This window comes from Sphingobacterium sp. LRF_L2, assembly GCF_965644235.1.
Lineage (GTDB): Bacteria > Bacteroidota > Bacteroidia > Sphingobacteriales > Sphingobacteriaceae > Sphingobacterium.
The window spans coordinates 731,755-757,122 of sequence record NZ_CBFFRI010000001.1 but is presented as its reverse complement, the minus strand read 5'-3'; the positions used below and the strand labels follow the sequence as shown (position 1 = coordinate 757,122).

Genomic DNA, 25,368 nt, shown 5'->3' with positions numbered 1-25,368 from the left:
AGGAGAGATAATATGTTTAAGCAAATAACGAATTTAAATGGAGATGAGATCTATTTAATAACCTCATTGTGGATTTTCTTAGTGTTTTTCCTATTGGTCGCTTGTATGCTGATATGGATGAAAAAAGATCATATTGATTATATGAAAGACATCCCTTTTGATGATTCTGAAACAGAAAAAGAACGCGGATTGCATAGAGAAGGAAATTATGAGTAATATACTATTAACCGTAGAAGGTACCAGCAAAGTCTCTGAGTGGGTTTTTGGATCTGGTAATATATATAATGATGTTCTGATCATAGCACTTATTGTCGTCATGCTTGCTCTCTTGTCTTCTGCCGTCGTAGTGCAAAAGGCTTTAAAGTCAATTATTAGTCTCACGATGCCCGAAATGGCGGCTGAAGAAAAGGCTAAGAAATCAAAGAAAAGAGACTGGCAGGCGATATGGAATAAACTGTTAAGTCTACGCCCGCTAGAAGAAGAAAAAGATATAGAAATAGATCATGAGTACGATGGGATCAAAGAATTGGATAATCCTATCCCGGCTTGGTTCAATGCTTTGTTCTACTCTACTGTGACTTTTGGTGTTGTTTATCTCTTGGTGTATCATGTTTTTGGGTGGGGATTGAATCAGGATCAGGAATACAACAGGGAGATCGCTATTGCTGAAAAGGAAAAACAAGAATATTTAGCGCAGGCAGCCAATTTGATCGATGAAACATCGATAACTATTGACGAGACAGGAACGTTAGCTGCTTCTGGAAAGGCAATCTTCGCAGCCAATTGTGTGGCTTGTCATGGAAATGCTGGTGAGGGCGGAATTGGGCCAAATCTGACAGATGATTTTTGGCTACATGGTGCAGATATCAAGGATATTTTCAAAGTTGTAAAATATGGTGTGCCTGATAAGGGGATGGTGCCTTGGGAGCAAACGCTCACCCCTGGTCAAATTGCTGAAGTTGTAAACTACATTATTACATTAAGAGGTACGAATCCGCCTAATGGAAAAGAGCCTCAAGGTGAGAAGATTGAACAAAGCGCTGAGTTATTGGAAGGCGACAAAGTTGCTGAAGAAACTAAACAGTAGGTAGGATGGGAACAATAGCGAATACAGATGTAAAAACTGCACGAAGTGCCAGTGAAAAACGAAATTGGATATATGCAAAGAAACCGGTAGGTAAGCTTTATAATTATCGTCAATGGGTAGGGTATATTCTGCTATTGTTCCTTTTTTCTGCACCTTTTTTCAAAATCAATGGTAATCCATTCTTGATGTTTAATATCATCGAGAGACGTTTCTCTATTTTTGGAAATCTATTTTACCCGCAAGATCTGTACATATTTGTTTTCGGAATGTTGATCTTGATGGTCTGCGTGGTTTTGTTTACGGTGGTGTATGGTCGGGTTTGGTGTGGATGGACTTGTCCGCAGACGATTTTTATGGAGCTTATCTTTAGACGAATAGAGTATTGGATTGAAGGCGATTGGAAACAGCAAAAAAAATTAGATGAAGGGCCTGATTCCGATTTAAAAGCATGGAAAAAATTGGCTAAACACAGTATTTTCTTCGCTATATCGTTTCTGATTTCTAATGTTTTCTTAGCTTATATTATAGGGGTTGATAGTCTCTATAGGATAATAGTAGATCCTATAGAGGCTCATTATCTTGGATTTATCTCTATCTTGATTTTTACAGGTTTGTTTTATGCTGTTTTTGCACATGTTCGGGAAATTGTATGTACAACAATATGTCCTTATGGTCGCTTACAGAGTGTACTTCTCGATGAACAAACTGTAACTGTAGCTTATGATGTTCATAGGGGAGAACCGCGTGGAAAGAAGAAGCGAGAAGATGACAATAAAGGAGATTGCATTGACTGCAAGTTATGTGTACATGTTTGTCCAACGGGCATTGATATACGAAATGGTATACAAATGGAATGTGTGAGTTGTACGGCATGTATTGATGCGTGTGATGCTGTCATGGATAAAATTGGAAAGCCGACTCGGCTGATTGGATTTTATGCTATGGGAGAGGTTGAAGATAAACCTACTTTCAAGAGAAGTAACGGCAGAGCAATAGCATACTCTATCGTATTGTTTGCATTGATCACGGTATTTTGTGTGATGATCTTTAACCGCCCTCTTCTAGACGGACGAGTATTGAGAGCAAAAGGAAGTAGCTATCAACAGCGTGAGGATGGATATATTAGTAATTTATATACGTTGGAATTGATGAACAAGTCGGGAAAGGTGATACAATTTACTTTGAAGCCAGAAGATGATGAAACACGAATTGAAATGGTAAACCCCATTAAGGAATTAAAGAAAGATGGCTCGGCAATGTTAAGTTTCTTTTTATTGCAGAGAAAGGAAACGATTAAAAGCTATAAACAAGATGTCAAAGTAGATATTGTGGTAGACGGAGAGGTGATAGAAAAAATGAAAACTACATTTATTGGATCTGTATCTTCAAAATAAAATAGGATGAATTGGGGACTTAAAATAATTATTGGTCTAGGAACATTTATGTTATTCATTGTGAGCGCAGGGATATACATGGTGACTAAGAATACGGATACCTTGGAGGAGGCAGATTACTATGAGAAAAGCCTTTCTTATGATGATGTATATCAACAGAAGGAAAATCTTTTAAAAGACAAAGCTACTCCTGCTATTCTTATACGAGAGGATACTTTGTGGATTGATTTTCGTAAAAGTAATAATCAAGGGCAGTTAATTTTTAAACGGCCTTCAGACAGCTCGCAAGATTTGACTGTGGCGTTTGAAACAGTCGGTTCGATATACAAATTACCGGTATCTCGATTTGCGAAAGGAAACTGGCAGTTGGAAATTGCATGGAAACGATCTGGAAGGGCTTATATCTCTGATCACAACTTATTTTTATAATCATGACTTACCATTACCTTGCATTTTTCATGGGGTTGTTTGGGAGCACACATTGCGTTGTTATGTGCGGTCCACTCATATTGGCTCTTGATCGTAGTGTAGGGTTTTCTTGGCGTACTGTATTTGGTAGGATTGTTTATCAGTTGGGCAGAATTTTAACTTACGCCATTTGGGGTTTTCTGCTTGGTTATATTGGTAATGTGGCTGCCATGCAGGGATGGCAACAGTATTTTAGTATTTTTATTGGTGTTTTATTGGTGTTTTTAGGCGTGTTTTTTACATTGGGAAATCGTTCATCTCGATTTGTAGCTTTCCAAAGTCGTATGATCGGGCCTCTGGCGAAGTATATGGGGAAATGGTTAAACAGGCCGGGAGGTAATTTTATCGCGGGCATACTGAACGGTGTTCTCCCTTGTGGAATGGTCTACATGGCACTCATTTCAGCAACGAGTGCGGATTCAGTTTTACATAGTACGCTATTTATGGTTCTGTTTGGGATAGGGACACTTCCGCTTCTTCTTTTATTTTCATTTTTAAGTCAGCTTCCGAAGCTGATGTTTAAGCAAAGATTTGCGAAGATACTTCCAGTTTTATATTTCATTATGGGCGTATGGTTCATTTTGCGAGGAGCGAATCTCGATATTCCATTTTTAAGCCCTCTGTTACATATCGAAGGTGCTTTGCATTGCGCGTAGCACCTTCGATTAAAATGATCTCGAATAGCAATTTAGTCGTTCCAGCCGCCACCTAATGAACGATATAGGTCAACGTATGCATCCAGTTGTTTTTGTTGGATATCGACCAAAGAGAGTTCACTGTCCAGAGCATTGCTTTGTGCGGTGATGACCTCAAGGTAACTTGCATATCCACCTTTGAAAAGTAGGGATGCGTTTTTAACGGCAAGTTCTGAGTTGATTACTCGTTTTCTTGCGAGTTTAAGTTGCTCTTTTTGCTTCTCCACGGTAATAACAGTGTTCGACACTTCGGTGACCGCTTCCATCACGGACTTCTGTAATGTCAATTCGGCTTTATCGCGCTCGAGTTTACTGACCTCATAATCATTTTTTAACCGTCCGTTTTGGAAAATCGGAGCGGTGAGATCTCCGATAATTCCACCCAATAGTGAGCCAGGGATGTTAAACCAGTTTTTAGGTAACATCGCGTTGACACCGAATGCACCACTAAGAGAAAGTTGTGGATAACGCATGATCTGCTTGACATTCATTTGCGCGTTTGATGCAATCAAGAGATATTCTGCACGTTTAATGTCGGGACGACTTCGTACAATATCCATGGGACTTCCCAAATTGATTTCGTGATCCATATCCATTAAGTTGTCGATCTCTCGTCCTCTTCCTATGGTATCAGGCATTTCTCCTACCAGGACTCGAAGTGCGTTCTCTTGTAATGCTATTTCTTTTTCTAGATCGGGAATTAAAGATGCTGCAATCAGACGTTGTGACTCAGTTTGCTGTATCGCTAATGCCGTGATTTCTCCAGCGGCGAACTGCAGTTGAATCATGCGTAAAGTGCTATCATTTAACCGCAGATTTCGCTTTGCAACTTCTATTTGTGCATCTAGCATAATCAGATTGAAATAGCCTTTAGCGATATCACTGACTAATGCTGTTTGTATGGCATTTTTTGCCTCATAAGAGTCTAAAAAATCCGCTTTTAAAAGATCATTTTGATTGGTTATTCTTCCCCATATATCCAATTCCCAACTGAACTCTAAACCTGTAGAGAACTGTGATTGATAATTAAACATATGTTCTGGAGCTTCAGTGCCTTTTGCGCTGTACCATTTTGATGATGCTGAACTGTAGAAATCTTTGGATCTAAATTGTTTGTTTACCGAAGCGATCGTACCATTAATAGATGGTAGATATTCTAATTTATTTTGTCTTAAGTTTCGATTTGCGATTTCTATATTTTTTAATGCCGTTCGCATATCGAAGTTGTTTGCCAAGGCACTATCTATAAGTTCTATCAGCTTTGGGTCGTTGAAGAAATTTCGCCAAGACATATGGCCGAAAACGATAGTGTCACTTTCAAATGTTGCCGTATCGCCTCTAAAATCCATAGGTAATTTTAAATCTGGCTGTTTGTAGGTTTTACCAACTTTGCAGGACGCCAAACCAGCAATTAAGGTGAAGAGGGATATAAATTGTATTAACTTTATGTATTTCATTGCTATTCCTCCGTTTTAAATTTCTTTTTCATTTTTTCATCTAAAGTTTTGAAAACGACAAAAAGGACAGGGATGATGAAGATCCCAAAAATCACACCAGAGAGCATGCCTCCGGCGGCACTAAAACTAATAGAATGATTTCCTATAGCCGATGGACCTACACTCCACATTAAAGGGACTAGTCCGGCAACAAATGCCAAGGAGGTCATCAAAATAGGCCGTAATCGTAGTTTAGCTCCAGTTATTGCCGCATTATAGATACTCATGCCCTTATCTCGTTGTTGTACGGCAAACTCCACAATTAAAATGGCATTTTTAGCGAGTAGTCCAATAAGCATGATTAGTCCTACTTGTACATAGATATTGTTTTGAAGGCCTGCAAGTAACACCGTTGAAAAAACGCCTATTAGTCCTACGGGAACAGATAAAAGCACTGCCCAAGGCAGGATGTAACTTTCGTACTGTGCTGATAGTAGAAAATAGACGAAGAGCAAACTCAGACCGAAGATTAATACGGTTTGAGATCCAGACTGGCTTTCTTCAAAGGACATTCCTGTCCATTCATAGCCAAAGTTTCCTGGAAGCTTGGCTTGCGTAAGTTCCTCTATCGCGGCCATTGCATCGCCCGTGCTATATCCATCCGCTGGTGTTGCATTGACGGCTATGGAATTGTAAAGATTGTAACGGGATATTGTCTCGGGACCAATGACTTTTTTCAATGTCATCAGTGTACTGACGGGAACCATTTCATTATTTTTATTTCTGACAAAAATAGAGTTTAGTGATTCTGGATCCGTACGATGATCAAAATCGGATTGCATGTAAACTCTGTATGTTCTTCCAAAGCGATTGAAGTCGCCAGCGTTGACACGTGCAAAGTACATACGGATAGTATTCATCATTTCTTTGATGTTAACACCCAAGCTTTTTGCTTTTACAACATCTATGTCGGCTTCGTATTGAGGGAAGTTGGATTTGAACGTGGTGTAAGCATTTGCGATTTCAGGCAGCTCATTAAGTTGGTGAATAAATGAATCTGCTACTAAATCAAAATCGCGGATATCTCCACCAAGACGGTCCTGAAGAACCATTTCAATACCGGCAAAATCACCAAAGCCTTGTACTGTTGGGCGTGGAAATACTTTAAATGTGGCTTCATTGATTTGGGAAAGATCTTGTCGTATAGTATCCATAAAAGCGTCTATGGAACGAATATCTTTTCGCTCTTCATGGGGTTTAAGGTTTATGTAACCCGCCGCAAATGCAGGACTTGTTCCTCCGTCAAGGGCGTTGAATCCTGAGACGGTGGTCATGCTGGCAATATCGTTTCTTTTTCGCAAAATACTATCTGCTTTTCGCAATGTAGCCGTTGTTCGAGAAAGCGACGCTCCTGGTGGCATCGATAGGGCATAGGTGACAAAACTGTCATCCTCTGTGGGAATGAAACTTTTAGGTGTTTTTACGAGTAAGATACTTCCAATGATTGTTATTATTGCCAGTCCAGACCAAGCTATCTTTTTATTTGCTAAAAGGAATTTTACAGAGGTAATATATTTAGTTGTCAGCTGATCGAAGGATGCATTGAATGCGGAAAAAAATCGTGAACTGTAAGTTTTGAAAATGTTTTCATTTTTTTCGTGGTTGCCATCCTCTTGGTGTTTTGCTGGTTTTAGGAGAAGAGCACACAATGCCGGACTTAACGTTAAAGCGTTTAATGCAGAAATCAGAATGGCGGTTGCCAAGGTATACGCAAACTGTCTATAGAAAATTCCTGCTGGGCCTTCCATGAAACCCACTGGGAGAAAGACGGCCGCCATGACCATTGTGATGGAAAGGATTGCACTTGTTATCTCTGACATTGTTTCAAGTGTAGCCGCTTTGGGTTTCATTCCCGTATCATGCATTTTTTGATGTATTGCCTCTACGACGACAATGGCATCATCTACTACAATTCCTATAGCTAAAACTAATGCGAACATCGTTAATACGTTCAGCGAAAAGCCAAAAAGACTGAGAAAGAAAAAAGTTCCTATTAATGAAACGGGAATCGCAATTGCTGGAATTAATGTGGAACGGAAGTCTTGTAGAAAGATGAATACAATGATGAATACCAGGATGAAGGCTTCAAATAGTGTGTGTTTTACTTGATTTATGGATTCATCAATTTGATCACGGACACTATATGAGATTTCATAATGTATGCCTTCAGGAAAAGATTTTGATATTTCTTGTAAAACCTTTCTAGCTTCGATATCGATGGCGTGTGCATTGGATCCACTTGTTTGCGTAATGTTTAATGTAAGACCAGGATGACCATCTACTTTGTTGTCACTGCCCAAGTTGGTGGCACCGAATTCTATTCGCGCAATGTCTTTAAGATAAAGAACTGATCCATCCTTGTTGGTCTTTATCACCATGTTTTCGAACTCTTCTGGTTTAGAAAATCGCCCCTTATGTTTGATGACGGTTTCAAAAACTTCATCGGAAGTTTCTCCAAATTTTCCTGGTGCAATCTCGAAATTTTGATCGTTTAGTGATTGGATAACATCTTGCGGTATCAGGTTATATACCGCAAGTTTTTCGGGATTAAGCCAAACACGCATGGAATAGTCCCGAGCACCGATTCGAGAAACCTGAGCTACGCCGTCTACACGTAGAAGAGGACGAATCATATTGATTTGTGCATAGGCTTGTAGAAAGGTCTCATCATATATAGAATCTTTGTGATCGGAAAAGAGATTGATCGTCATAATCGCACCACTTTGTCGTGGTTGCACCGTAATTCCGTTTTCGTTTACTTCTGCCGGAATTGTACTTATCGCTTTTGATATCCGCGTTTGTACATTGACTGAAGCAATGTCTGGATTTGTTCCTGTTTTGAAGAATACTTGAACGGTACCTGAACCCGAGTTTGTAGCTGAGGATTTTATATAAGTCATGTCCTCTACGCCATTTATAGCCTCTTCTACGGGCAACAGCACACTCTCCGCAACAGTTTCCGAATTAGCTCCGGGATAACTTAGAGACACGACGACGCTCGGTGGCGCTATCTCCGGAAATCTACTTATTGGTAGGGTTTTGAGACCAACAAGACCTAATATGACAAGAATCAATGATATTACAGTGGCTAGCACTGGTCTATTTACAAAAGTTTTTAACATATTACCTTATTTACTTGGGGCAAAGAAAATTTTATCCATACCCTTCGATATGGTTTTGAAAAGTTCCTGAAGAACAGCGAAAGCTGTTGGTTATTGTTGGATTGGATTGACATTTGATCCTTCGGTAATTTTGTCGAGTCCCGATAGAAGTACGCGATCACCGATGTTTAAACCCGAAGAAACAATGTAGTTATCTTTGCTTTTTCCTTTGATAGTTATTGAACGTCTTTCCACTTTATTGTTTTGATTTACTATATAAACAAATGTGCGGTCTTGAAGTTCACTTGTTGCGATTTGTGGTATTTGAATGACGTTCTTTTTTACTTCCGAAATTTTTAGCGTTCCTGTACTTCCGCTACGCAGAATATTGTCTGTATTTGGAAATGAGGCGCGTAAAGAAATTGCGCCAGTTGTTCGGTCGACTTGACCATTGATGGCGTCTACTCGGCCTTTTTGGCTATATTCTTCGCCATCTGCAAGGATCAATGTCGCTTCGGGAAAATTCAACTGATTGTTCTGTTGTTTGATACCTTTTAAACTGTCTTCTTTCGCTTTTAGTTTTGAGAAGTAAAGGAAATCGGATTCGTTCATTGAAAAATATACATATACCTCTTGTACGTCAGAAAGTACCGTCATAGGTTCATTATCTCCTTTAGAGACCAGATTACCAATTCGTTTTGGAATACGGCCAATGTAACCGCTGACGGGAGCTGTTAGGATGGTGAATTCTTTATTAATTTGAGCACTCCTGACGGCTGCTGTAGCTTGATCTAATGAAGCCATAGCGACATCATACTCAGATTTTGCGGTTTTTAAGCGTACATCTGAAATCACATCATTTTCCACTAAAGGCTTCAAACGTTCCATTTCCAATTTAGCATTTTCTAATTTGGCTTTTGCAACGTTCTGCGTGGCTACAGTATTGTTTAGTAATTCTTGGTAAGCTGAAGCATCTATTTTGAATAGCTTTTGACCTTTTTGGACGAACGAGCCCTCGTCTACATATATTTCTTGTAGAATACCTTCCACCTGTGGACGTATTTCAACATTTACTTTTCCTTCGATGGTTCCTAAGTAATCTTTAATAGTAGTAGCATCACTCGTGTCAACGGTATAGACAGGTAATGCCAAAGCTTTATTGCTATTTTCTTTTTCTTCTGATTTTCCAGTACTACAATTGGTTAATTGTAGTGTTGTAGCCATAAATAATAGTGTGTAAGCAATGTTTTTTAATCTTGAACTTTTTAAATTCATCTCTCTCTTTCTTTGTTAGACCTGTAAATTGTAACGGTTTAGTTACGTGATGTATTGCAATTATAACATTTTTGATACGAAATCGTTTCTTCTTTAACAATTCTTAACGTTCGATAATTCTTCGAATAATTCCATTGAAAAAGCTTAAATTTAATGAATTTTCATCTAATAATGGACTTTGCACACGAACTTGTCGAATTTGTAAAAGAATGGTACTGGATACCGCTGCTCATCTTGTACTTTGGTGTGATTAGTACGATTCTTATCGAGAATCGGAACCCTACCAAAACAATCTCCTGGGTATTGGTCATTGTATTTTTACCCTTTTTGGGGTTATTGTTGTATTATCTTTTCGGGCAGAAGTTTAATAAAGTTAGACGTATAAAGCGAGTTAACCAAGCGCAAGCTGTTCGGTTAAAAAAGGAATGGCAGAGTCTAGAACCTTACATGGAAAAGGATATCGCACGCATAAAGGAACGTATAGGTAACCTCTCACGGGTGTTCATATTTTTGAAAAATGAACGACTTTCTTCACCTACAACAGGAAATCGCGTTCAGTTGTTGATTAATGGGGAACAAAAATTTTCAGAACTTTTAAGTTCACTAACAAATGCTAAACATTCGATACATGTGGAATATTATATCTATGAATTAGATGATATAGGTTCAGCGATTCTGGATATTTTGAACAAAAAAGCGGAAGAGGGAGTTGTTGTTCGTTTGATGGTCGATAGTATAGGTTCATCTGCTATGGTGAAGCGCATGAAAAGATTTAAAAAAACAAAAATTTTGTTCAAACCTTTTATGCCGGTAAACTTTACTTCGCTTGCTAATAGTAATTATCGAAACCACAGAAAGATAGTTGTTGTCGACGGTGAAGTAGGTTACGTTGGGGGGATTAATATATCTGATAGGTATATTAATCAGAGCGAAAGCTCTTCAACTAGATTTTGGAGAGATACCTCGGTGAAAATTGAGGGGCCAGCAGTGAATATGTTGCAGGTTGGTTTTTGGAATTCCTGGAATTTGGCCGATGGACATCCCTTTCTCTTGCATGAAGGTTATTTGCGTAGTATTCCACTCGAGAAAAAATGTGGTGATGCGTCCGTTTCTTTTGTATCTAGCGACCCAGCTTCTTTAGGTCCCTATAATATGGAAGCCATCCTTATTGCAATAGGAGAAGCGGATAAAAAAATTCAGTTGGTAACACCCTACTATATTCCTAGTGACGAGTTGGCTACGGCTTTACAGGTTGCGGCAGCAGCCGGTATCGAGGTGGAACTCATGCTGCCTAAGAAATCAGATTCTTATATCGTGCAACATGCAAGTTTGTCTTTTATTAAGCCTCTGCTTGAAAGAGGCGTTAAGGTTTACTTTTATACCAAGGGCTTTATTCATGCAAAAACGATCAGCATTGATGAAAAATTGTCTTTTATCGGTACGGTGAACTTGGATATCCGAAGTTTCTACATCAATTACGAGATTGCAGCTGTTATTTCTGATGCTGCATTATGTAGGCAGTTAGATCGGCAGTTTGAAACAGATAAAATGTCTTGTGAACGGATAACATTGACGAAATGGAAGAGGAGAAAAACATGGAAACGTGGACTTGATTCGGTCTGTAGGTTATTAGCACCACTGTTATAAGCTGTTAAATTCTTTTCTTTTGCGAGAAAAATCAATATATTTAGCTCCTCGAAAAATGTGTATCTTGATGAAAAAACTTTCCATTTTGTTGTTTTCTACGCTGTTTGTACTCTGTGCGAAGAATGTTGTAGGACAACAACTCCCTGCTATCCCCATTAATACTGTTGTTGAAAAAGTTCAAAAATATTTTGGCGGCTACCCTGTAGAAAAGGTTCATTTACATTTTGATAAACCGTATTATGCGGTTGGGGATACGTTATGGTTTAAAACGTATTTAAATCATAACCTGTTTGAATATGCTCCTAGTAAGATTATCTATGTGGAAATGTTAAATAGTAAAGATTCGTTGATTCAAACACTACGGATTCCATTGAAAGATAATGCAGGGAAGGGGCAGCTTGTTCTAGATCCTCAATTTATTGCACAAGATAATTATCGTTTCCGTGCTTATACAAAATGGATGGCAAACTTTGATCAGTCTTTTTTCTATAACAAAATTGTACCAGTGGGAGATGCGATCAATAAAAAATTGGGCGCTGAAGTAAATTTCACGCCGGATGGAAATGCGAAGACTAAGGCGACCATTCAGTTTAGAGATAGATCTGGTAATCTTGTCGGTAGGCGAAAGTTGACTTGGGAAGCTATAGATGGATGGGATCCATTTGATAAGGGAAAGGCTGAAACGGACGATATGGGACGTGTCAATATCAATTTGACTATTAAGGATAGAGAATATCTTAAAAAAGGGCGTCTGATTGTTAAGCTTGATGGGGATAAACTAGAACCTCCGCTTGTCGGGAACTACTCCCTACAACCGGCGTTATGGGATGCTGATGTTCAATTTTTCCCTGAAGGAGGGGATTTATTAGCCGGGATTCCTAAGAAAATTGCTTTCAAAGCAGTAAGTTCAACTGGAAAGGGGCTAAAAGTATCCGGTAAAATTTTTGATAGTAAGAAGAAAGAAGTTGCTTCCTTCGGTGAGCTTGCTTTTGGTATGGGGGTGTTAGACTTTGTGCCTGTTTTGGGTGAACGTTATAAAGCGACGGTTACTTTTGAAAATGGTGAACAACGGTCTTATGATCTTCCTGAAGTAAAAGCGGAAGGTATTAATGTTGTTTTTCACCAAGATGACGGTACGACATTACAAATGGGGCTTGTGGCGAATGACTCGTTCTATGAAAAAATGACAAATCAAGTATTTTATGTATTTGGGCAGTCAAATGGTCATCTCGTGTATGCAGCTCAAGCTACTTTGAAGAATTCTTCTGTTTTGATTAATATTCCTAAGGATAAATTGCCGAATGGTATTATCCAAATATCGATAATGGGCGCTGATGGAAAGTTAGTGAGTGAAAGATTGGTTTTTAATGACTCCCAACCATTATTAGATATTGGTATAAAAACCGATAAAGCCGCTTATAGTCAAAAAGAGTTGGTAAAAATGTCTATTGATGTTGCGCCGAGAGATTCGATGAAAGCAAATTACTCGGTTTCTGTTATTGATGATAGTAAAACGCCGTATAATGATGACCAGGAACTGGGGATCTTGAGTAACTATTTGCTGACATCTGATTTGAAGGGCTATGTAGAACAACCTAATTATTATTTCAATTCGAAAAATGAGAATAGAAAGGAGGCATTAAATGTTTTGTTGATGACTCAGGGATTCAGACGTTTTTCGTATGCGGATCTTATCGCGGAAAAATATCCACAGGTACAATTTTTTCCTGAACAAGGTATTTCGATAACCGGTACATTACGATTAAATACTGGACGGACTTTTCCCAATGGTGGACTGCTTTTGTCTATCCCCGCAAGGAATTTACGTAAGGATACATACACGGATAATAATGGACGGTTTGCTTTTGAAAATTTAGTGTTTCCAGATTCTTCGAAGGTAACTGTAAGTGCTCGGGGAAATGATAACTTTAGAAGTTTGGTGATTAATATGGATCCAACCTATTTTCCTGGGATCGATCAGGGAAATCCTTACACCAGTAATAATATTCAAAATATCGACCAAGAGATGAAGGCGTATTTGGCCAACAGTAAAAATGAATATCGGACATCTATACTCATTGATGAAGTCCAGGTCACTGCAACGCAAAAGAAAACAGTGACGAGTAAAGAGTTCTCGGCTTTATCCGGATTGTCAATGCCAGAGCATCGTATTGAAGCCGACCGTTTATCGGGCTGTAATGTGTTTACAATGTGTTTGAGCACGCTGCTTACGGGTATAACTTATGATAACCAAACGCTGAAGTATTATATAACACGTAATTATAACCAAGGAGGTCGAGTTCCTGTGCAGTTTTTCTTGAATGGTATGCCTATTGATGAACCTTCTTTGAATTCTATACAGCCGGCAGAGATTGAGGCGATAGAGATCTTTTTGCGTGATGACTTAGGTACGGTGAGTCGAACATATCAAAATGATGGTGTGGTGTCCATTATGACGAAAAAGAACGATCAAAAGAAGCAACCTAGGATGTCTTTGGCTGAAATCGAAAGTCTGCTTCCCAAGACGAATATTATTGATATGGTACCTTTGGGATATGTTAAAGAAAGACAGTATTATATGCCGAAATATACGACTTCGGATAGTAAAAATACAAATGATTACCGAACAACTATTTATTGGAATCCAGAGGTGGAATTAGATGAGAAAGGTCATGTGACATTGGAATTCTACAATGCGGATGGTAATGGTCGTTATAAAGTCGTTGTAGAGGGGCAGGACGCTGCAGGAACAGTTGGACGGTCTGTCTATTATTATAACGTCAAGTAATAGTGTATAATTTGGCGATTCTCTCCTTTCGTATCGATTGTAGAGATAGCAAAAAATAAAGGGACAATTTTAATTGTCCCTTTATTTTTTATGAACTACTTCACGTATTCCTGTTTCTACATCAATTTCTAATTCTGTTTGTTCGACTAATACAGCATAGGAGGTTGGTCGTATGCCTTTTCCGTATTTAATTGCATATTGTTTGGTAAACTCTGCTCCGAAGTATAATATTGCAGCAGAGTAGTATACAAAGGCTAAAAGAATGATGACAGAGCCTGCTGCTCCATATGAGCTTGCTGTGGCATTGTTTGTCAGGTAATAAGAGATAAGCGATTTACCGAGAAGAAAAAGAAGTGTTGTAAAAATTGCTCCCCAAAAAATATCTTTAAATCTTACTTTGGCATCTGGAAGCACCGCAAAAACGAAAGCAAATAGACAGGCTATGATAAGAAATGAAACGATGGAGTTTATCAAATTAAGTATTTGAAAGTCAATATCAGGCAGGTAATTACTGATGAAATTCATGAGTACCCCAATGATACTGCTCAAAATAAGCGATGCCATAAGTAAAAAACCTAAACCTAAAATCATAGAAAACGAAAGGAGCCTATCGACAATAATTTTGAGCCACCCCTTTTTTGGTTTGGCTTTGACTCTCCAAATTTCGTTGATAGAATTTTGGATATCTACAAAAATGGTGGTTGAAGAAAACATCAGGACGGCGATACCAATGTATACACCAATGCCATTTTTGCTTTCAAAAGATATCCTTTTTATGGCGGAATCTAACATGAGCGTGATGTCTTTCCCAAACAATTGGTTTAGTTCCTCCATGATTTCGTCCCGAGCTCCTGTGGGGCCGTCAAGTTGACTCCCGTAGAAAAAACCAAGTGCCCATATTAAAATTAAAATTAACGGGCCTATCGAAAAGACAGTGTAATAAGCTAATGAAGCGCTTTTTTTAAGACACTTGTCGTTTAAAAAATCATTAATAGTATCAAGTAATAAACGTCCAAACCCTTTTGCTTTTGCTCCAATAGTTTCTTTTTTCATGTTTGTTTTATTCCTCGTATATCGTGTCAATGATGCTCTCCAGCTTTTTTAGTATAATTTTTCTTTTTAAACTCAGCTTTGGGGTTAACTCTCCACCATCAATTGTCCACTCTTTTGCTAGAAGTTCAAATTTCTTAACTTTTTCCCATTGACCAAAATTCGTATTGAGTCTATCGATTTCTTTTTGATATTTATCAATAACTTCTGGATTTTTGACGATTTCTTCTTTAGAAGAAAAATTTATGCCTTTATGTTGGCACCATTTTTCTAATTCATCGAAAGCAGGAACAATTAAAGCTGCCGGAAAACGTTGGTTTTCTCCGATGACCATGATCTGAGCGATGAATGTTGATTCCATAAACTTATTCTCAAGCATTTGAGGTGCTACATATTTTCCACCTGCAGTTTTAAACATTTCCTTTTTACGATCGGTAATCTTTAGAAATCCATCTTTCGTGATTTCGCCGATGTCTCCAGTGTGAAAATAACCTTGTTGATCGATTGCTTCACGTGTAGCTTCCTCGTTCTTGTAGTAGCCGGAAGTGATACTTGGACCTTTAACTAATATTTCACCATCGGAGGCAATTTTGACATCCAAGTTCTTTAATACGCGCCCGACCGTACCGAATTTGACATCCTGTGGCTGATGAGAGTTTACTGCGATGACAGGCGATGTTTCGGTAAGTCCATATCCTTCTAAAACTTTTATACCTGCTGCCCAAAAAACGCGTCCAAGTCTTTCTTGTAAAGCTGCGCCACCGGAAATGATCAACTGTATATTTCCACCAAGTGCTTCTTTCCATTTTGAAAAAATTAGTTTGCGTGCTATTCCTAATTTTAGATTGAAGAAGCTCCCGTTTTTTAGTGGTTCTTGGTAATTATGTCCTAGATCTAACGCCCAGAAAAATAGCGTCTTCTTTAAGCCGGTCAATGTTTTTCCTTTCTCCACAATTTTATCATAAACCTTTTCTAGGACACGTGGAACGGTTGTGAAAATCTGTGGTTTCACTTCATTAATATCAGCCACAATATTATCTAGGTTTTCTGCATAGTAGATCTGTATACCTTTCGAAAGATATAGGTAGACTACCATCCGTTCAAAAATGTGGCATAGCGGTAAAAAGCTAAGTGCTGTGTGCACATTTTGTGGTACGAGATGTGCACAGGCTTCAATATTGCTGATAATATTCCCGTGGGTAAGGAATACTCCTTTAGGTTTGCCTGTTGTGCCAGATGTATAGATAAGTGTCAATAGATCTTCGCTGCCGACAGCAGCTCTTAATGGTGCGAGATCTACGTCTTGTTCCTGACCAGTTTTAAGAAGTTCTCGGTAATTTGATTTACCAGCTACTTCATCAAAGGTATAGGTATCAATGGACAAGTGATGATCCTCAACTGCTTGGTCAATCTTCTTTGAAAGGTCTGCATTACTGACAAAGATGAGCTTCGCACCAGCATCATTGATAATATAGGATAGATCTTGTGCTGATAAAGTGGGATAAAGCGGGATAATGGCAATACCGATTTGATTACAGGCGAAGTCTATGATATTCCATTCGGGTCTATTTCCGGACATAAGCGCCACTTTATCTCCTTTTTTTAGTCCGAGAAAGACAAATGCCTTACTCAGATTATCGATGTGATTTATAAAATCTTCCGTAGAATATTGTTCCCAGACATCATTCCTTTTTCCTGCAACCATACAAGGCTGTGCATATTGGTTTTGATATCTTTTTAAGATGTCGAATAATATGTTTAGCTCGCTCATACGCCTCAAAATTTAATGGTTTATAATGTTTTTTTCTTTTACTAATATAATGTTTTGCAGACGAAACAGCGAATGGTTCGAAAAATATGAGGGGAAATGATAACAGATTTTAACTTTTGAACGTTAAAAAAAGTGTTACTTTTGGTTTACTTAAAAAACATAATATATTCATGAAGAAAGCAAATTGGCTCTTATTAACATTAGGAATAGTTCTTGTCTCATTTGGAAAGGTATCGGCGCAGTTGGATACACAACATGCTGTGGGTGGACGTTTCGGTAGTGCTACTGGTTTCTCTTATCGTTATACATTGGCTGAAGATAGAGCGGTGCAGGGGATAATGAGTTTACAGAGTAACTCCAAATCTAGAAGATTTCGTTTGGTGGGATTGTATGAATTTCACAAACCATTAGCGGAAAACTTTTCATGGTTTTATGGTTTTGGAGGAAGTATAGGAAGTTTTAGATATAAAGATGTTGAAAGAACTTGGCAGAACGACGCTGGACAAACAGTGACTGAGCGAGTGAATGGAAAATCGGAGCTGGCACTTAGCATCGATGGAATTATCGGCGTAGAGTATGCGATTCCTACTACACCTTTATCAGTTTCGTTAGATGTCAAACCTTATTTTGATTTTTTACAGGAAAGTACGATCAAGTTGATTGACCCGCTGGGGCTGACTATTCGATATAAATTTTAATAAAAAAGGCGACAATTTTCTGTCGCCTTTTTTATTAAGATAACCAAATTTTTCCTAGTATTTGCTCCCTGTCATTTGCGCTTGTACAAGGTTGAATAACCAAATGTTGTTTTGTGCTATACCGCAATGGGGCATGTATGGTTCTGACACGGCCATCACGTGAAATCAAGATGTCTATTATATCATTTACGTTTCCGTGCTCTAAAATAAATTCAAGTTCTTTGCCGGCGATATCTAAGCGGGTACCGTTTATTGCTATAAGTTCATCGTTTACATTGAGTCCCGCATCCCATCCACTCGAACCACGTTCTACATGTTTGATGAAAATTTTTCCTTCGTGATCTGCGGTTTTTATCCCTAAAGCAAGCTCTTTACTATTTTGATTTAGATTGATGAGTTCATAACCGACAGCATTAAAATACATGTTATAATCTAGTTCTGCGGTATGATGGGCTGCGTCAAAAATATCGCTGAGGTCTACTCCTGTAATTCGTTCAGCAAGCGCTAAAAATTCATGCTCCTCGAATCCACGTTGTTCCTTTTTATAAAATAAAATGTAGGCTTCCCGTAAAACGTCATCTAGTCTTTGTGATCCATTTGTAGAGGCAAGAATGTGCACATCCAATGCACAGGCTAACATAGCGCCCTTGTTGTAATAAGAGATGCTTGTATTGGATGAATTCTCATCAGGTCTGTATTGTTTAATCCAAGTGTCAAAACTAGATAGTGCAGCAGATTGTATTTGGACACCGGGCTTATTGTATACAAGATTGAATTCATTGGCTAGCTCCGTTAGGTATTCTTTTTCACTGAAGAAACCACAGCGTCTGACAATAAGATTGTCATAATACGCTGTAAACCCCTCCATGATCCAAAGCCCCTCGGTATAGTTTTCTTTTTCATAATCAAAGGGGCCAAGTGCTTTCGGACGTAAACGTTTGACATTCCAAAGGTGAAAATATTCATGTGCGACTAAGCTTAGGAAATTTTTGTAAGCAGATTCTGTTAAATAGGCGTTTCTGCTCGCTCCTAACACGGTAGAATTAAGATGTTCCAATCCTCCGCCCCCTGTTTGATAATTATGTGTTATGAAAACATATCTATGGTTCGGGTTTTCTCCCCAAAGAGAGGTCTCACATTCTATAATTTTCGTTATATCGTTTGTAAGTCGATTTTTATCATATGTTCCTCCACCGACCATAGCAAATTCATGTGGTACAGATGCAGCTTCGAAATGCCAAGAATCCTGATTTCCTATTTCGATGGGAGAATCATAAAGTATATCGAAATCTGGAGCATAGTAAATATTCTTTTCTGCATTTAATTTATCTAATCCTGTGGAGATACTTTTCCACGAAGAAGGAAGGTTAATTTCAACTTGACATTCATGCTGAATAAAGCCATCTAGATAAAGAAAGGTTGCTGCAGGACTTAGGAATGCATGGTCTGCGTCAATGAAATTAGTTCGTACTGAAGTTTCAAATCCATATACGCGATACCGCACTGTTATATGTTCAGAGGTATTATTTACTCGCCACGTATTTTTCGCAATTTTATTGCAAGTGATTGGCTGTCCGTTTGAAAATGCGTAAACGGATTCTACGTGTTTTGCATATTCACGAAGCAAATAAGATCCGGGTGTCCACACGGGCATTTTTAGGTCTAAGTAGGCATGTGGAAAATGGGAAATATCCATTTCAATTTCTACATAATGAGCTTGTGGTTCAACAAACGAAATAGAGAAGTGTATGCGGGTTTCTGACATCTATTGTGAGTTTACAAATTTATACAAAACTAAACTTATTCTCTTGTAGATACAACGCAATATAGAATTGTGAAGAATATTTGTTGGATAAATTTGTTTACCTTTGAGTATATTACTCTTGGATATAATTATATGATTCTAGTTGCAGATAGTGGTTCTTCTAATTCGGATTGGATGCTCAATCTTCCGGACAGCAAGCCGTTGGCTTTCCGTACAAAAGGGCTGAATCCGTTCTTTGTGAATGAGAAGGAGATTGCTAAAGTGATGAAAGAAGTGCCTGAAATATTACCTTACGCCAGCGAGATTCATGAAGTGTATTTTTTTGGTGCAGGATGTGTAACTCCCGATAGGAGAGAAATCGTGTCTAATGCATTGACAGAGATTTTTCCAACAGCTTTTATTTCTGTTGAAAGTGATTTGCTCGGTTGTGCTTATGCGACTTGTGGCCAAGATAAGGGCTATGTTTGTACAATTGGTACAGGATCTGATATAGGTTTTTTTGATGGTGAAAATTTAAAACTTGGCGTGCACGGATTAGGTTATGTTTTAGGGGATGAGGGAGCAGGGGCTTGGTTTGGAAAGCGTTTGATTACAACGTATCTCTATGAGCAAATGCCAAAAGATCTATCGAAGAAATTCGCAGAAAAATATAGACTTAATAAAGATATTGTTATTAAGAATGTCTATCAGAGAGAGAGACCGAATGCTTATTTGGCGTCTTTTGCTGAGTTTATGGCAGAAAATAGATTACATCCTTTTATTGATACTTTGTTGCGGAATGGATTTGACGAGTTTGTCCGTACAAACGTGATGACTTATCCAGATTACTGGGAGTACAAAGTCAATTTTGTAGGACGAATCGCTTATCATTTTGATTTACAACTTCGCGAAGTTTGCGAAGTACTGGGCGTAAAGGTAGGGTCTATTTTAAAGAGTCCTATGGAACAATTATTCCATTTTGTTGTTGATAGAGAAACGAAATTGGTTGAAGAATAAATTTAAATTAATACGAAATGACTGTAGTGAACACCCTGATCTTGCTTATTTCTATGTTAAATCCAGCAGGTTCAATTTATGATTTTAGCTTTACTTCTATAGATGGTAAACAGGTGAACTTTTCGGAGTTCAAAGGAAAAAATATATTAATTGTGAATACTGCCTCCAAATGTGGTTTTACGAAACAGTACAAAGATTTACAGGCTTTGCATGAAAAATGTGGTAAAGATCTTGTTATTATAGGTTTTCCGGCAAATAATTTTGGCGAACAGGAACCTGGAACTAATGAAGAAATTCAAGGGTTTTGTGAAAAGAACTATGGTGTTACGTTCCTTTTGTCTGAAAAGGTTGATGTAAAGGGAAAGGATATTAATCCTATATTCAAATATTTAACAACGGAAAAGAACACAGATTTTACAGGTGATATCAACTGGAATTTTGAAAAATTTCTTATCAATAAAGAGGGGAAGTTGGTACATCGCTTTCGCTCCAAAGTAAATCCTCTTGATTCTTCTATTACTGACAACTTGAAGTAAAAGGAACAACGTCCATAAAAAAAGCCTCTTATTATAAGAGGCTTTTTTTATGGACTGGCCATTTATAAACTAATTTTGTTAATACAAAGATAATAGGTTTTAGCAGAGGTTTAAAAAAAATGTTGTTAAGTTTTTGTTAATTTTCATTTCGTGATATTAATGCGGTTGTAACGTAAAATAGCAGCTTCTACATCGAGGTTCATAGCTATCTTTTTCTCCGAGTAATACCTTGTCTTTGTTGTCTGATATTCGGTAAGAATAGTTTGCGGGCGCTCCACATTGGACGCAAACGGCGTGGACTTTAGTGACATGTTCTGCTATGGCCATTAGTGCCGGGATTGGACCAAAAGGTTGCCCCTTGAAGTCCATGTCAAGTCCAGCTACAATAACGCGTACTCCTTTATTCGCCAGTTGAATACAAACGTGTGGGAGCTCATCATCGAAAAATTGTGCTTCGTCTATACCGACGACCTTGGTCTCGGCGCTGAGTAATAGGATCGCAGAAGAGTGTGCAATAGGGGTAGAAGGTATACTATTACTATCATGGGAGACTACCGCTCGATCGTCGTATCGGATATCAATCGTTGGTTTAAAAATCTCTACGGGTAATTTTGCAAATTGTGCTCTTTTCATTCGTCGGATCAATTCTTCGGTCTTACCCGAGAACATGGAACCACAGATGACTTCGATGCTGCCAACTTGCGTGTTTTTTTGGATAAAAGTATGTTCTGAAAATAGCATGAAATTTGGATTATTGCTTTGGCAAAACGATGTTTACACGAATGAAAACTTCCTTCCGAACCATACTAATATCGAAATTATATCTTAAATTTGAGGGAAAGAAATTTACGTAGCTTGGAAAGCAGTATCTATCAGTTTGTTTTTTTTCCACAGGAGATAAATTGTAAAAATAGAGAAGCTACCTCAAAATATATAAATAAGAAACGATGGCGTATACTAAAGAATCTATTTTTTCGAAGATTGGAGAATTGCTGGCTGAAATGAATGATGATTATTCTGCTTTGGCTGAGCGTAAAGTTGGACATTCCACAACTGATTTGTTGCTTTTAGAGTCGCAGGCTAGGTTTCTCACAGCACACCTTGAGGTCTTGCGAAAATTGGAGGAAGATGGAAAACAAAATTCTACAATACAGGCTGAACGTATTTCCACTAATGATGACGTGAAAAAGAATACGTTCTTTACTCCGCCAGTTATTTTAAATAATCAAGTAGATAGCCAACCTGTTCAAGATGAGATTGTGGAGATTCAAGAGCAATCATTCCCGTTTACAAATAAACAGGATAATGAGGAATCCGAAGATACGCGTGTGGAGGAGATCGAAGTTGCACAATTGGAAGAAGAAAATCAAATAGTACCTGTAGAGGAAGATCGTAAAGTAGTTCCCCCTTCGCCGACTTTATTTGGTACGTCTTATATCCGCGAGCCTAAACCTGAAGTATCTCAAAAGATCTATACAGATGAGCCGCCCGCGTTGGTGAAGGATATCGAATCGGCAGAGCTACCAGAAAGCGACAATTTGCTGGCAGAAAAAGCTCCTGTTGTTAATGAGATCATTCAAGAAAGTAAGGAGATAATCGTTGAAGCGGATCCAATTGTTGACAAAGAGGATAAAAATACAAGACCGTTGACGTTGAATGAAATATTACTCCAACAAAGGAAAGCAACCGCTCAGGTCAATCCAATAGCTTCTTCTGGGGCTACAGCTGCAGGTTCTGCTGATCGCGCTGTTGATTTAAAGTCTATTATAAACTTGAATGATAAATTGTTGTTTATTAAAGATTTGTTTAATGGTTATTCTCTTGCCTATAGTGAAGCAATTGAATTGTTGAATCGTTACAGTTCATTTGCTGAGGCAGATGTATTTTTACAAACGAATTATGCGCTTAAGAATAACTGGGGAGATAAACCGCAGACTGTGGAGAAGCTTTACGCGGTTCTAAGGAAAAAATTTATTCACTAAAATATCGGGCGTTTAAACGCCCGTTTTTATTTAAGTAAGATCAAATTTTACCCATTCATTCCCTTGACGTCCGTAGATGAAGTATTTAGGCTGTACTATTTCGGCACAAATCTCTACCTCCGTTAAGAAATCGCTGGATTGGGATCCGAAGGAGTTCTTTTGAACGATGTAAATTTGGTTGGATTGTATAGCACTACCTCGGCTCAATATTTCGTCTTCCAATAACACTGGAATTTCTCCATATAGCGCTTCATTTTCTTGAATAATTAGTAAAATTGAAGGATTGTCAAATTTTTCTTGTAATAACCTTCCTCCAGAAATTGTCACAACATCTTGGAGTTGTTCGTTAAAAATAGGTTGAAAACCTGTTTTTTGTTCTACAACGAGCACAGATGGTCGCTGTTCTTGCGGAATAAATTTCAATTTGTGAATTAAAATGTTGATTTCTTCATCCAGATATTCCGCAGCGTGTTGATCCGCTAAATGTAGTGTCGCTAGTAAGTTGTTGTAAAAATTGAGTTCTTCCATGCAAGGACTTGTTTTATGCTGCAAAGGTAAGGAAGGACAGCTAAAGAACCTAATTACTGTAGGATTAATCAATGTATGAGGGAACCTACCGCATTATTTTGTAAATTGCAGTTTAATAGATAATAGATATGTTCGATAAGTTATTTCAGGCGCAGCAAAAAGCTGAGGAAGTAAAGAAAAGATTGGATAATATCTCCGTTTCGGGAGAAGCCGAGGGAGGTAAAATTAGAGTTATATCCTCTGCAAATAAGGAAATCAAAGAAGTTTCGATAGATGCTGATTTTTTTCAGAATGCTGATAAAGAAGAATTAGAGGAGTTAATGGTTGTGGCATTGAACAAAGCTCTCGCACAAGCCGAGAATGTCAGCCAATCGGAAATGCAAGCTGTTTCGCAAGATTTAATCGGCGGAATGGGTGGTTTGGGCAGTTTATTTAATAAATAGAAGCAGGTATGAAAGTCACTTATTATGGACAATCTTGTGTGGAATTCGAATTCAATGGTACTAAGGTATTGCTTGATCCCTTTATTCGTTATAATAGTTTGGCGCAAGATATCGATGTAAATAGCCTCAGACCCGACTATATTTTTTTAAGTCATTGCCATCAAGACCACGTGGCGGATATGGAAGTTATACAGAAAAATAGTGGCGCCACAGTGGCTGCAATTGTTGAAACAGCTAGCTGGGTTAGAAAGCAAGGGGTTCCGGAAGACAAGGTTATCGAATATAATTTCGGCGGGACACTTAGTCTTCCTTTTGGAAAAGTAAAAATGGTATATGCATTACATACGAGCAGTACCCCAGAAGGAGATTATGCAGGTGTACCTGTTGGTTATGTGTTTTTTGTTGGTGAGAAGAAAATATACTTTGCGGGCGATACAGGACTAACATTTGAAATGAAATTGTTGGAAGATTTAGAATTGGATTGGGCTTTTCTTCCCATAGGTGGACATTACACGATGGATGTGGATGATGCTATAAAAGCTGCTAAGTTTGTTAACTGCAAAAAGGTAATTGGAATTCATTACAATACATTTCCTCCGATAGCGATAGATACTAAGGAAGCCTTAGAGAAATTTGAAACTAATGGCTTAAGTTTGTTTTTGCCTGCAATAGGGGAAACTATTTCTCTCTAGATACCGAGGAGTGTATCATAAAAAAGGGCATTTTAATTTAAAATGCCCTTTTTTATGATACGAATAGTTTTAGTTACTTTTCGAAGCCCTGTTAATATGGAATATAACGAGGTCGTCTATTGGTGAACGTAATATTTTACCTGTTTTCATACCGTATTGTGTGGCTTTATCTTCTAGTACATTTCTAAAGTTATATCCGACCGAACCAATACAATTAAAGGTATAGTTTTGATAATCTGGGTATTTGCTTACAAGGTTTTTGAAAAAGGCTTCAAATGCATCGTCGACAATCTTCCGTGTGTATTGTATGTTTACATTGTTGTCGTAAACAAATTTACTGAAGCTTGCACAGAATCTATTGGCCAATGGTTTTGTGTATACATTGTCCATAATTTCATCTGGCGTTAGTTTGTATGTGTCAAAAAATGACTTTGCTACGTCTTCCGGCATTAAACCTCTGATAAAATCTGCTAATAACTTTTTACCAATAAAGCTGCCGCTTCCCTCGTCGCCTAAAATGTACGCTGCAGAATCAATATTGAAAGTGATTTCATTACCGTCGTAGATACAGGTGTTGGTACCGGTACCTAAAATTGCCGCAAAGCCCGGTTGATCTCCAAGAAGCGCACGTGCTGCGGCTAGTAAATCATGTCCGACCTCAACTTTGGCATTAGGAAATACTTTTTGCATGGCAACTTCAACAATAGCCGCTTTTTCTTTGTTATGTACACCGGCTCCGTAGTAGTTGACTTCTGTAATCTTTTCGAAAGGAAGATCACCAGGGAGTCCTTTTTTTAACGAATTAACAATGTATTCACTATCAACAAAATAAGGGTTGTATCCTTCCGTGTTGAAGTATATTTTTTTATTTGAATCATCTAACAAACACCAGTTTGTTTTTGTTGATCCTCCGTCCGCAATGATAATCATTATAGATTTGGTTTTATTGTGTTATT

22 protein-coding genes are annotated in these 25,368 nt (G+C 38.2%); 13 read left to right on the top strand and 9 right to left on the bottom strand.

Going from position 1 to position 25,368, the window contains the following annotated elements:
• The first annotated feature begins 12 nt into the window (after positions 1-12).
• Genes ACSZOX_RS03080 through ACSZOX_RS03060 form a run of 5 tightly spaced genes read left to right on the top strand, consistent with a single transcriptional unit; the run spans position 13 to position 3,605 of the window.
• Positions 13-216 (top strand): hypothetical protein, encoded by a 204-nt coding sequence (locus ACSZOX_RS03080; RefSeq protein WP_437918284.1) that lies wholly within the window; start codon positions 13-15, stop codon positions 214-216.
• On the top strand, positions 209-1,087 hold the full coding sequence (locus ACSZOX_RS03075) for a cbb3-type cytochrome c oxidase N-terminal domain-containing protein (RefSeq protein ID WP_437918283.1): 879 nt from the start codon (positions 209-211) through the stop codon (positions 1,085-1,087). Before ACSZOX_RS03080 ends, ACSZOX_RS03075 begins: the two co-directional genes overlap by 8 nt.
• Positions 1,088-1,092: 5 nt before the next feature.
• A complete protein-coding gene (ccoG, locus tag ACSZOX_RS03070; RefSeq protein WP_437918282.1) occupies positions 1,093-2,481 on the top strand; it encodes a cytochrome c oxidase accessory protein CcoG in 1,389 nt (462 codons plus the stop codon).
• Between the two features lie 6 nt (positions 2,482-2,487).
• Entirely contained in the window at positions 2,488-2,910 is a 423-nt protein-coding gene (locus ACSZOX_RS03065; RefSeq protein WP_437918281.1) for a FixH family protein, read from the top strand.
• A gap of 2 nt (positions 2,911-2,912) precedes the next feature.
• Entirely contained in the window at positions 2,913-3,605 is a 693-nt protein-coding gene (locus ACSZOX_RS03060; RefSeq protein ID WP_437918280.1) for a sulfite exporter TauE/SafE family protein, read from the top strand.
• Between the two features lie 32 nt (positions 3,606-3,637).
• Here ACSZOX_RS03060 and ACSZOX_RS03055 read toward each other — a convergent pair whose 3' ends face one another.
• From ACSZOX_RS03055 to ACSZOX_RS03045, 3 genes are all read right to left on the bottom strand, one after another.
• Positions 3,638-5,101 (bottom strand): efflux transporter outer membrane subunit, encoded by a 1,464-nt coding sequence (locus tag ACSZOX_RS03055; protein ID WP_437918279.1) that lies wholly within the window; start codon positions 5,099-5,101, stop codon positions 3,638-3,640.
• A gap of 2 nt (positions 5,102-5,103) precedes the next feature.
• Positions 5,104-8,262, bottom strand: coding sequence for an efflux RND transporter permease subunit (locus tag ACSZOX_RS03050; protein WP_437918278.1), 3,159 nt, complete (start codon positions 8,260-8,262; stop codon positions 5,104-5,106).
• 90 nt (positions 8,263-8,352) lie between these two features.
• Positions 8,353-9,465, bottom strand: a complete 1,113-nt coding sequence (locus tag ACSZOX_RS03045; RefSeq protein ID WP_437918277.1) for an efflux RND transporter periplasmic adaptor subunit — start codon at positions 9,463-9,465, stop codon at positions 8,353-8,355.
• 204 nt (positions 9,466-9,669) lie between these two features.
• Between ACSZOX_RS03045 and cls the strand changes: the two genes are divergently transcribed.
• Both cls and ACSZOX_RS03035 read left to right on the top strand, forming a co-directional pair.
• Positions 9,670-11,163: a cardiolipin synthase gene (gene cls, locus ACSZOX_RS03040; protein WP_437918276.1), complete on the top strand. Its 1,494-nt coding sequence runs from the start codon at positions 9,670-9,672 to the stop codon at positions 11,161-11,163.
• Positions 11,164-11,230: 67 nt separating this feature from the next.
• A complete protein-coding gene (locus ACSZOX_RS03035; RefSeq protein ID WP_437918275.1) occupies positions 11,231-13,951 on the top strand; it encodes a carboxypeptidase-like regulatory domain-containing protein in 2,721 nt (906 codons plus the stop codon).
• A gap of 81 nt (positions 13,952-14,032) precedes the next feature.
• Here the strand turns inward: ACSZOX_RS03035 and ACSZOX_RS03030 are convergent, their stop codons facing one another.
• Together ACSZOX_RS03030 and ACSZOX_RS03025 are read right to left on the bottom strand one after the other, a co-directional pair.
• On the bottom strand, positions 14,033-15,004 hold the full coding sequence (locus ACSZOX_RS03030; RefSeq protein WP_437918274.1) for a YihY/virulence factor BrkB family protein: 972 nt from the start codon (positions 15,002-15,004) through the stop codon (positions 14,033-14,035).
• 7 nt (positions 15,005-15,011) lie between these two features.
• Positions 15,012-16,772: an AMP-dependent synthetase/ligase gene (locus ACSZOX_RS03025; RefSeq protein ID WP_437918273.1), complete on the bottom strand. Its 1,761-nt coding sequence runs from the start codon at positions 16,770-16,772 to the stop codon at positions 15,012-15,014.
• Positions 16,773-16,942: 170 nt separating this feature from the next.
• On the opposite strand from ACSZOX_RS03025, the gene ACSZOX_RS03020 reads away from it, so the two are divergent.
• Complete coding sequence (locus ACSZOX_RS03020) at positions 16,943-17,470, top strand: hypothetical protein (protein ID WP_437918272.1); 528 nt, start codon at positions 16,943-16,945, stop codon at positions 17,468-17,470.
• A 34-nt stretch (positions 17,471-17,504) separates the two neighbouring features.
• Here the strand turns inward: ACSZOX_RS03020 and ACSZOX_RS03015 are convergent, their stop codons facing one another.
• A complete protein-coding gene (locus tag ACSZOX_RS03015) occupies positions 17,505-19,235 on the bottom strand; it encodes a M61 family metallopeptidase (RefSeq protein ID WP_437918271.1) in 1,731 nt (576 codons plus the stop codon).
• Positions 19,236-19,367: 132 nt separating this feature from the next.
• Here ACSZOX_RS03015 and ACSZOX_RS03010 point away from each other — a divergent pair, with 132 nt between their 5' ends.
• Complete coding sequence (locus tag ACSZOX_RS03010) at positions 19,368-20,231, top strand: N-acetylglucosamine kinase (protein WP_437918270.1); 864 nt, start codon at positions 19,368-19,370, stop codon at positions 20,229-20,231.
• 17 nt (positions 20,232-20,248) lie between these two features.
• Positions 20,249-20,767 (top strand): glutathione peroxidase, encoded by a 519-nt coding sequence (locus tag ACSZOX_RS03005; protein WP_437918269.1) that lies wholly within the window; start codon positions 20,249-20,251, stop codon positions 20,765-20,767.
• Between the two features lie 156 nt (positions 20,768-20,923).
• On the opposite strand, the gene ACSZOX_RS03000 is transcribed toward ACSZOX_RS03005, so the two are convergent.
• The gene (locus ACSZOX_RS03000) at positions 20,924-21,508 is read right to left on the bottom strand and encodes a thymidine kinase (RefSeq protein WP_437918268.1); all 585 of its coding nucleotides are present in this window, start codon (positions 21,506-21,508) and stop codon (positions 20,924-20,926) included.
• 206 nt (positions 21,509-21,714) lie between these two features.
• Between ACSZOX_RS03000 and ACSZOX_RS02995 the strand changes: the two genes are divergently transcribed.
• Entirely contained in the window at positions 21,715-22,749 is a 1,035-nt protein-coding gene (locus tag ACSZOX_RS02995; protein WP_437918267.1) for a hypothetical protein, read from the top strand.
• A gap of 30 nt (positions 22,750-22,779) precedes the next feature.
• Here ACSZOX_RS02995 and ACSZOX_RS02990 read toward each other — a convergent pair whose 3' ends face one another.
• Positions 22,780-23,277 carry an ABC transporter substrate-binding protein gene (locus ACSZOX_RS02990; protein WP_437918266.1) on the bottom strand — a complete coding sequence of 166 codons (498 nt, stop codon included), beginning with the start codon at positions 23,275-23,277 and terminating at the stop codon, positions 22,780-22,782.
• Between the two features lie 128 nt (positions 23,278-23,405).
• On the opposite strand from ACSZOX_RS02990, the gene ACSZOX_RS02985 reads away from it, so the two are divergent.
• A complete protein-coding gene (locus tag ACSZOX_RS02985; protein WP_437918265.1) occupies positions 23,406-23,720 on the top strand; it encodes a YbaB/EbfC family nucleoid-associated protein in 315 nt (104 codons plus the stop codon).
• 8 nt (positions 23,721-23,728) lie between these two features.
• Complete coding sequence (locus ACSZOX_RS02980; protein WP_437918264.1) at positions 23,729-24,412, top strand: metal-dependent hydrolase; 684 nt, start codon at positions 23,729-23,731, stop codon at positions 24,410-24,412.
• 69 nt (positions 24,413-24,481) lie between these two features.
• Here the strand turns inward: ACSZOX_RS02980 and ACSZOX_RS02975 are convergent, their stop codons facing one another.
• Positions 24,482-25,342: an N-acetylglucosamine kinase gene (locus tag ACSZOX_RS02975; protein ID WP_437918263.1), complete on the bottom strand. Its 861-nt coding sequence runs from the start codon at positions 25,340-25,342 to the stop codon at positions 24,482-24,484.
• Between the last annotated feature and the right edge of the window lie 26 nt (positions 25,343-25,368).

Excerpts from the sequence above, each read along its gene's own strand:
- ACSZOX_RS03080 (WP_437918284.1), top strand. The coding sequence starts at position 13 with ATGTTTAAGCAAATAACGAATTTAAATGGAGATGAGATCTATTTAATA.
- ACSZOX_RS03075 (WP_437918283.1), top strand. The coding sequence starts at position 209 with ATGAGTAATATACTATTAACCGTAGAAGGTACCAGCAAAGTCTCTGAG.
- ccoG (WP_437918282.1), top strand. The coding sequence starts at position 1,093 with ATGGGAACAATAGCGAATACAGATGTAAAAACTGCACGAAGTGCCAGT.
- ACSZOX_RS03065 (WP_437918281.1), top strand. The coding sequence starts at position 2,488 with ATGAATTGGGGACTTAAAATAATTATTGGTCTAGGAACATTTATGTTA.
- ACSZOX_RS03060 (WP_437918280.1), top strand. The coding sequence starts at position 2,913 with ATGACTTACCATTACCTTGCATTTTTCATGGGGTTGTTTGGGAGCACA.
- ACSZOX_RS03055 (WP_437918279.1), bottom strand. The coding sequence starts at position 5,101 with ATGAAATACATAAAGTTAATACAATTTATATCCCTCTTCACCTTAATT.
- ACSZOX_RS03050 (WP_437918278.1), bottom strand. The coding sequence starts at position 8,262 with ATGTTAAAAACTTTTGTAAATAGACCAGTGCTAGCCACTGTAATATCA.
- ACSZOX_RS03045 (WP_437918277.1), bottom strand. The coding sequence starts at position 9,465 with ATGGCTACAACACTACAATTAACCAATTGTAGTACTGGAAAATCAGAA.
- cls (WP_437918276.1), top strand. The coding sequence starts at position 9,670 with ATGAATTTTCATCTAATAATGGACTTTGCACACGAACTTGTCGAATTT.
- ACSZOX_RS03035 (WP_437918275.1), top strand. The coding sequence starts at position 11,231 with ATGAAAAAACTTTCCATTTTGTTGTTTTCTACGCTGTTTGTACTCTGT.
- ACSZOX_RS03030 (WP_437918274.1), bottom strand. The coding sequence starts at position 15,004 with ATGAAAAAAGAAACTATTGGAGCAAAAGCAAAAGGGTTTGGACGTTTA.
- ACSZOX_RS03025 (WP_437918273.1), bottom strand. The coding sequence starts at position 16,772 with ATGAGCGAGCTAAACATATTATTCGACATCTTAAAAAGATATCAAAAC.
- ACSZOX_RS03020 (WP_437918272.1), top strand. The coding sequence starts at position 16,943 with ATGAAGAAAGCAAATTGGCTCTTATTAACATTAGGAATAGTTCTTGTC.
- ACSZOX_RS03015 (WP_437918271.1), bottom strand. The coding sequence starts at position 19,235 with ATGTCAGAAACCCGCATACACTTCTCTATTTCGTTTGTTGAACCACAA.
- ACSZOX_RS03010 (WP_437918270.1), top strand. The coding sequence starts at position 19,368 with ATGATTCTAGTTGCAGATAGTGGTTCTTCTAATTCGGATTGGATGCTC.
- ACSZOX_RS03005 (WP_437918269.1), top strand. The coding sequence starts at position 20,249 with ATGACTGTAGTGAACACCCTGATCTTGCTTATTTCTATGTTAAATCCA.
- ACSZOX_RS03000 (WP_437918268.1), bottom strand. The coding sequence starts at position 21,508 with ATGCTATTTTCAGAACATACTTTTATCCAAAAAAACACGCAAGTTGGC.
- ACSZOX_RS02995 (WP_437918267.1), top strand. The coding sequence starts at position 21,715 with ATGGCGTATACTAAAGAATCTATTTTTTCGAAGATTGGAGAATTGCTG.
- ACSZOX_RS02990 (WP_437918266.1), bottom strand. The coding sequence starts at position 23,277 with ATGGAAGAACTCAATTTTTACAACAACTTACTAGCGACACTACATTTA.
- ACSZOX_RS02985 (WP_437918265.1), top strand. The coding sequence starts at position 23,406 with ATGTTCGATAAGTTATTTCAGGCGCAGCAAAAAGCTGAGGAAGTAAAG.
- ACSZOX_RS02980 (WP_437918264.1), top strand. The coding sequence starts at position 23,729 with ATGAAAGTCACTTATTATGGACAATCTTGTGTGGAATTCGAATTCAAT.
- ACSZOX_RS02975 (WP_437918263.1), bottom strand. The coding sequence starts at position 25,342 with ATGATTATCATTGCGGACGGAGGATCAACAAAAACAAACTGGTGTTTG.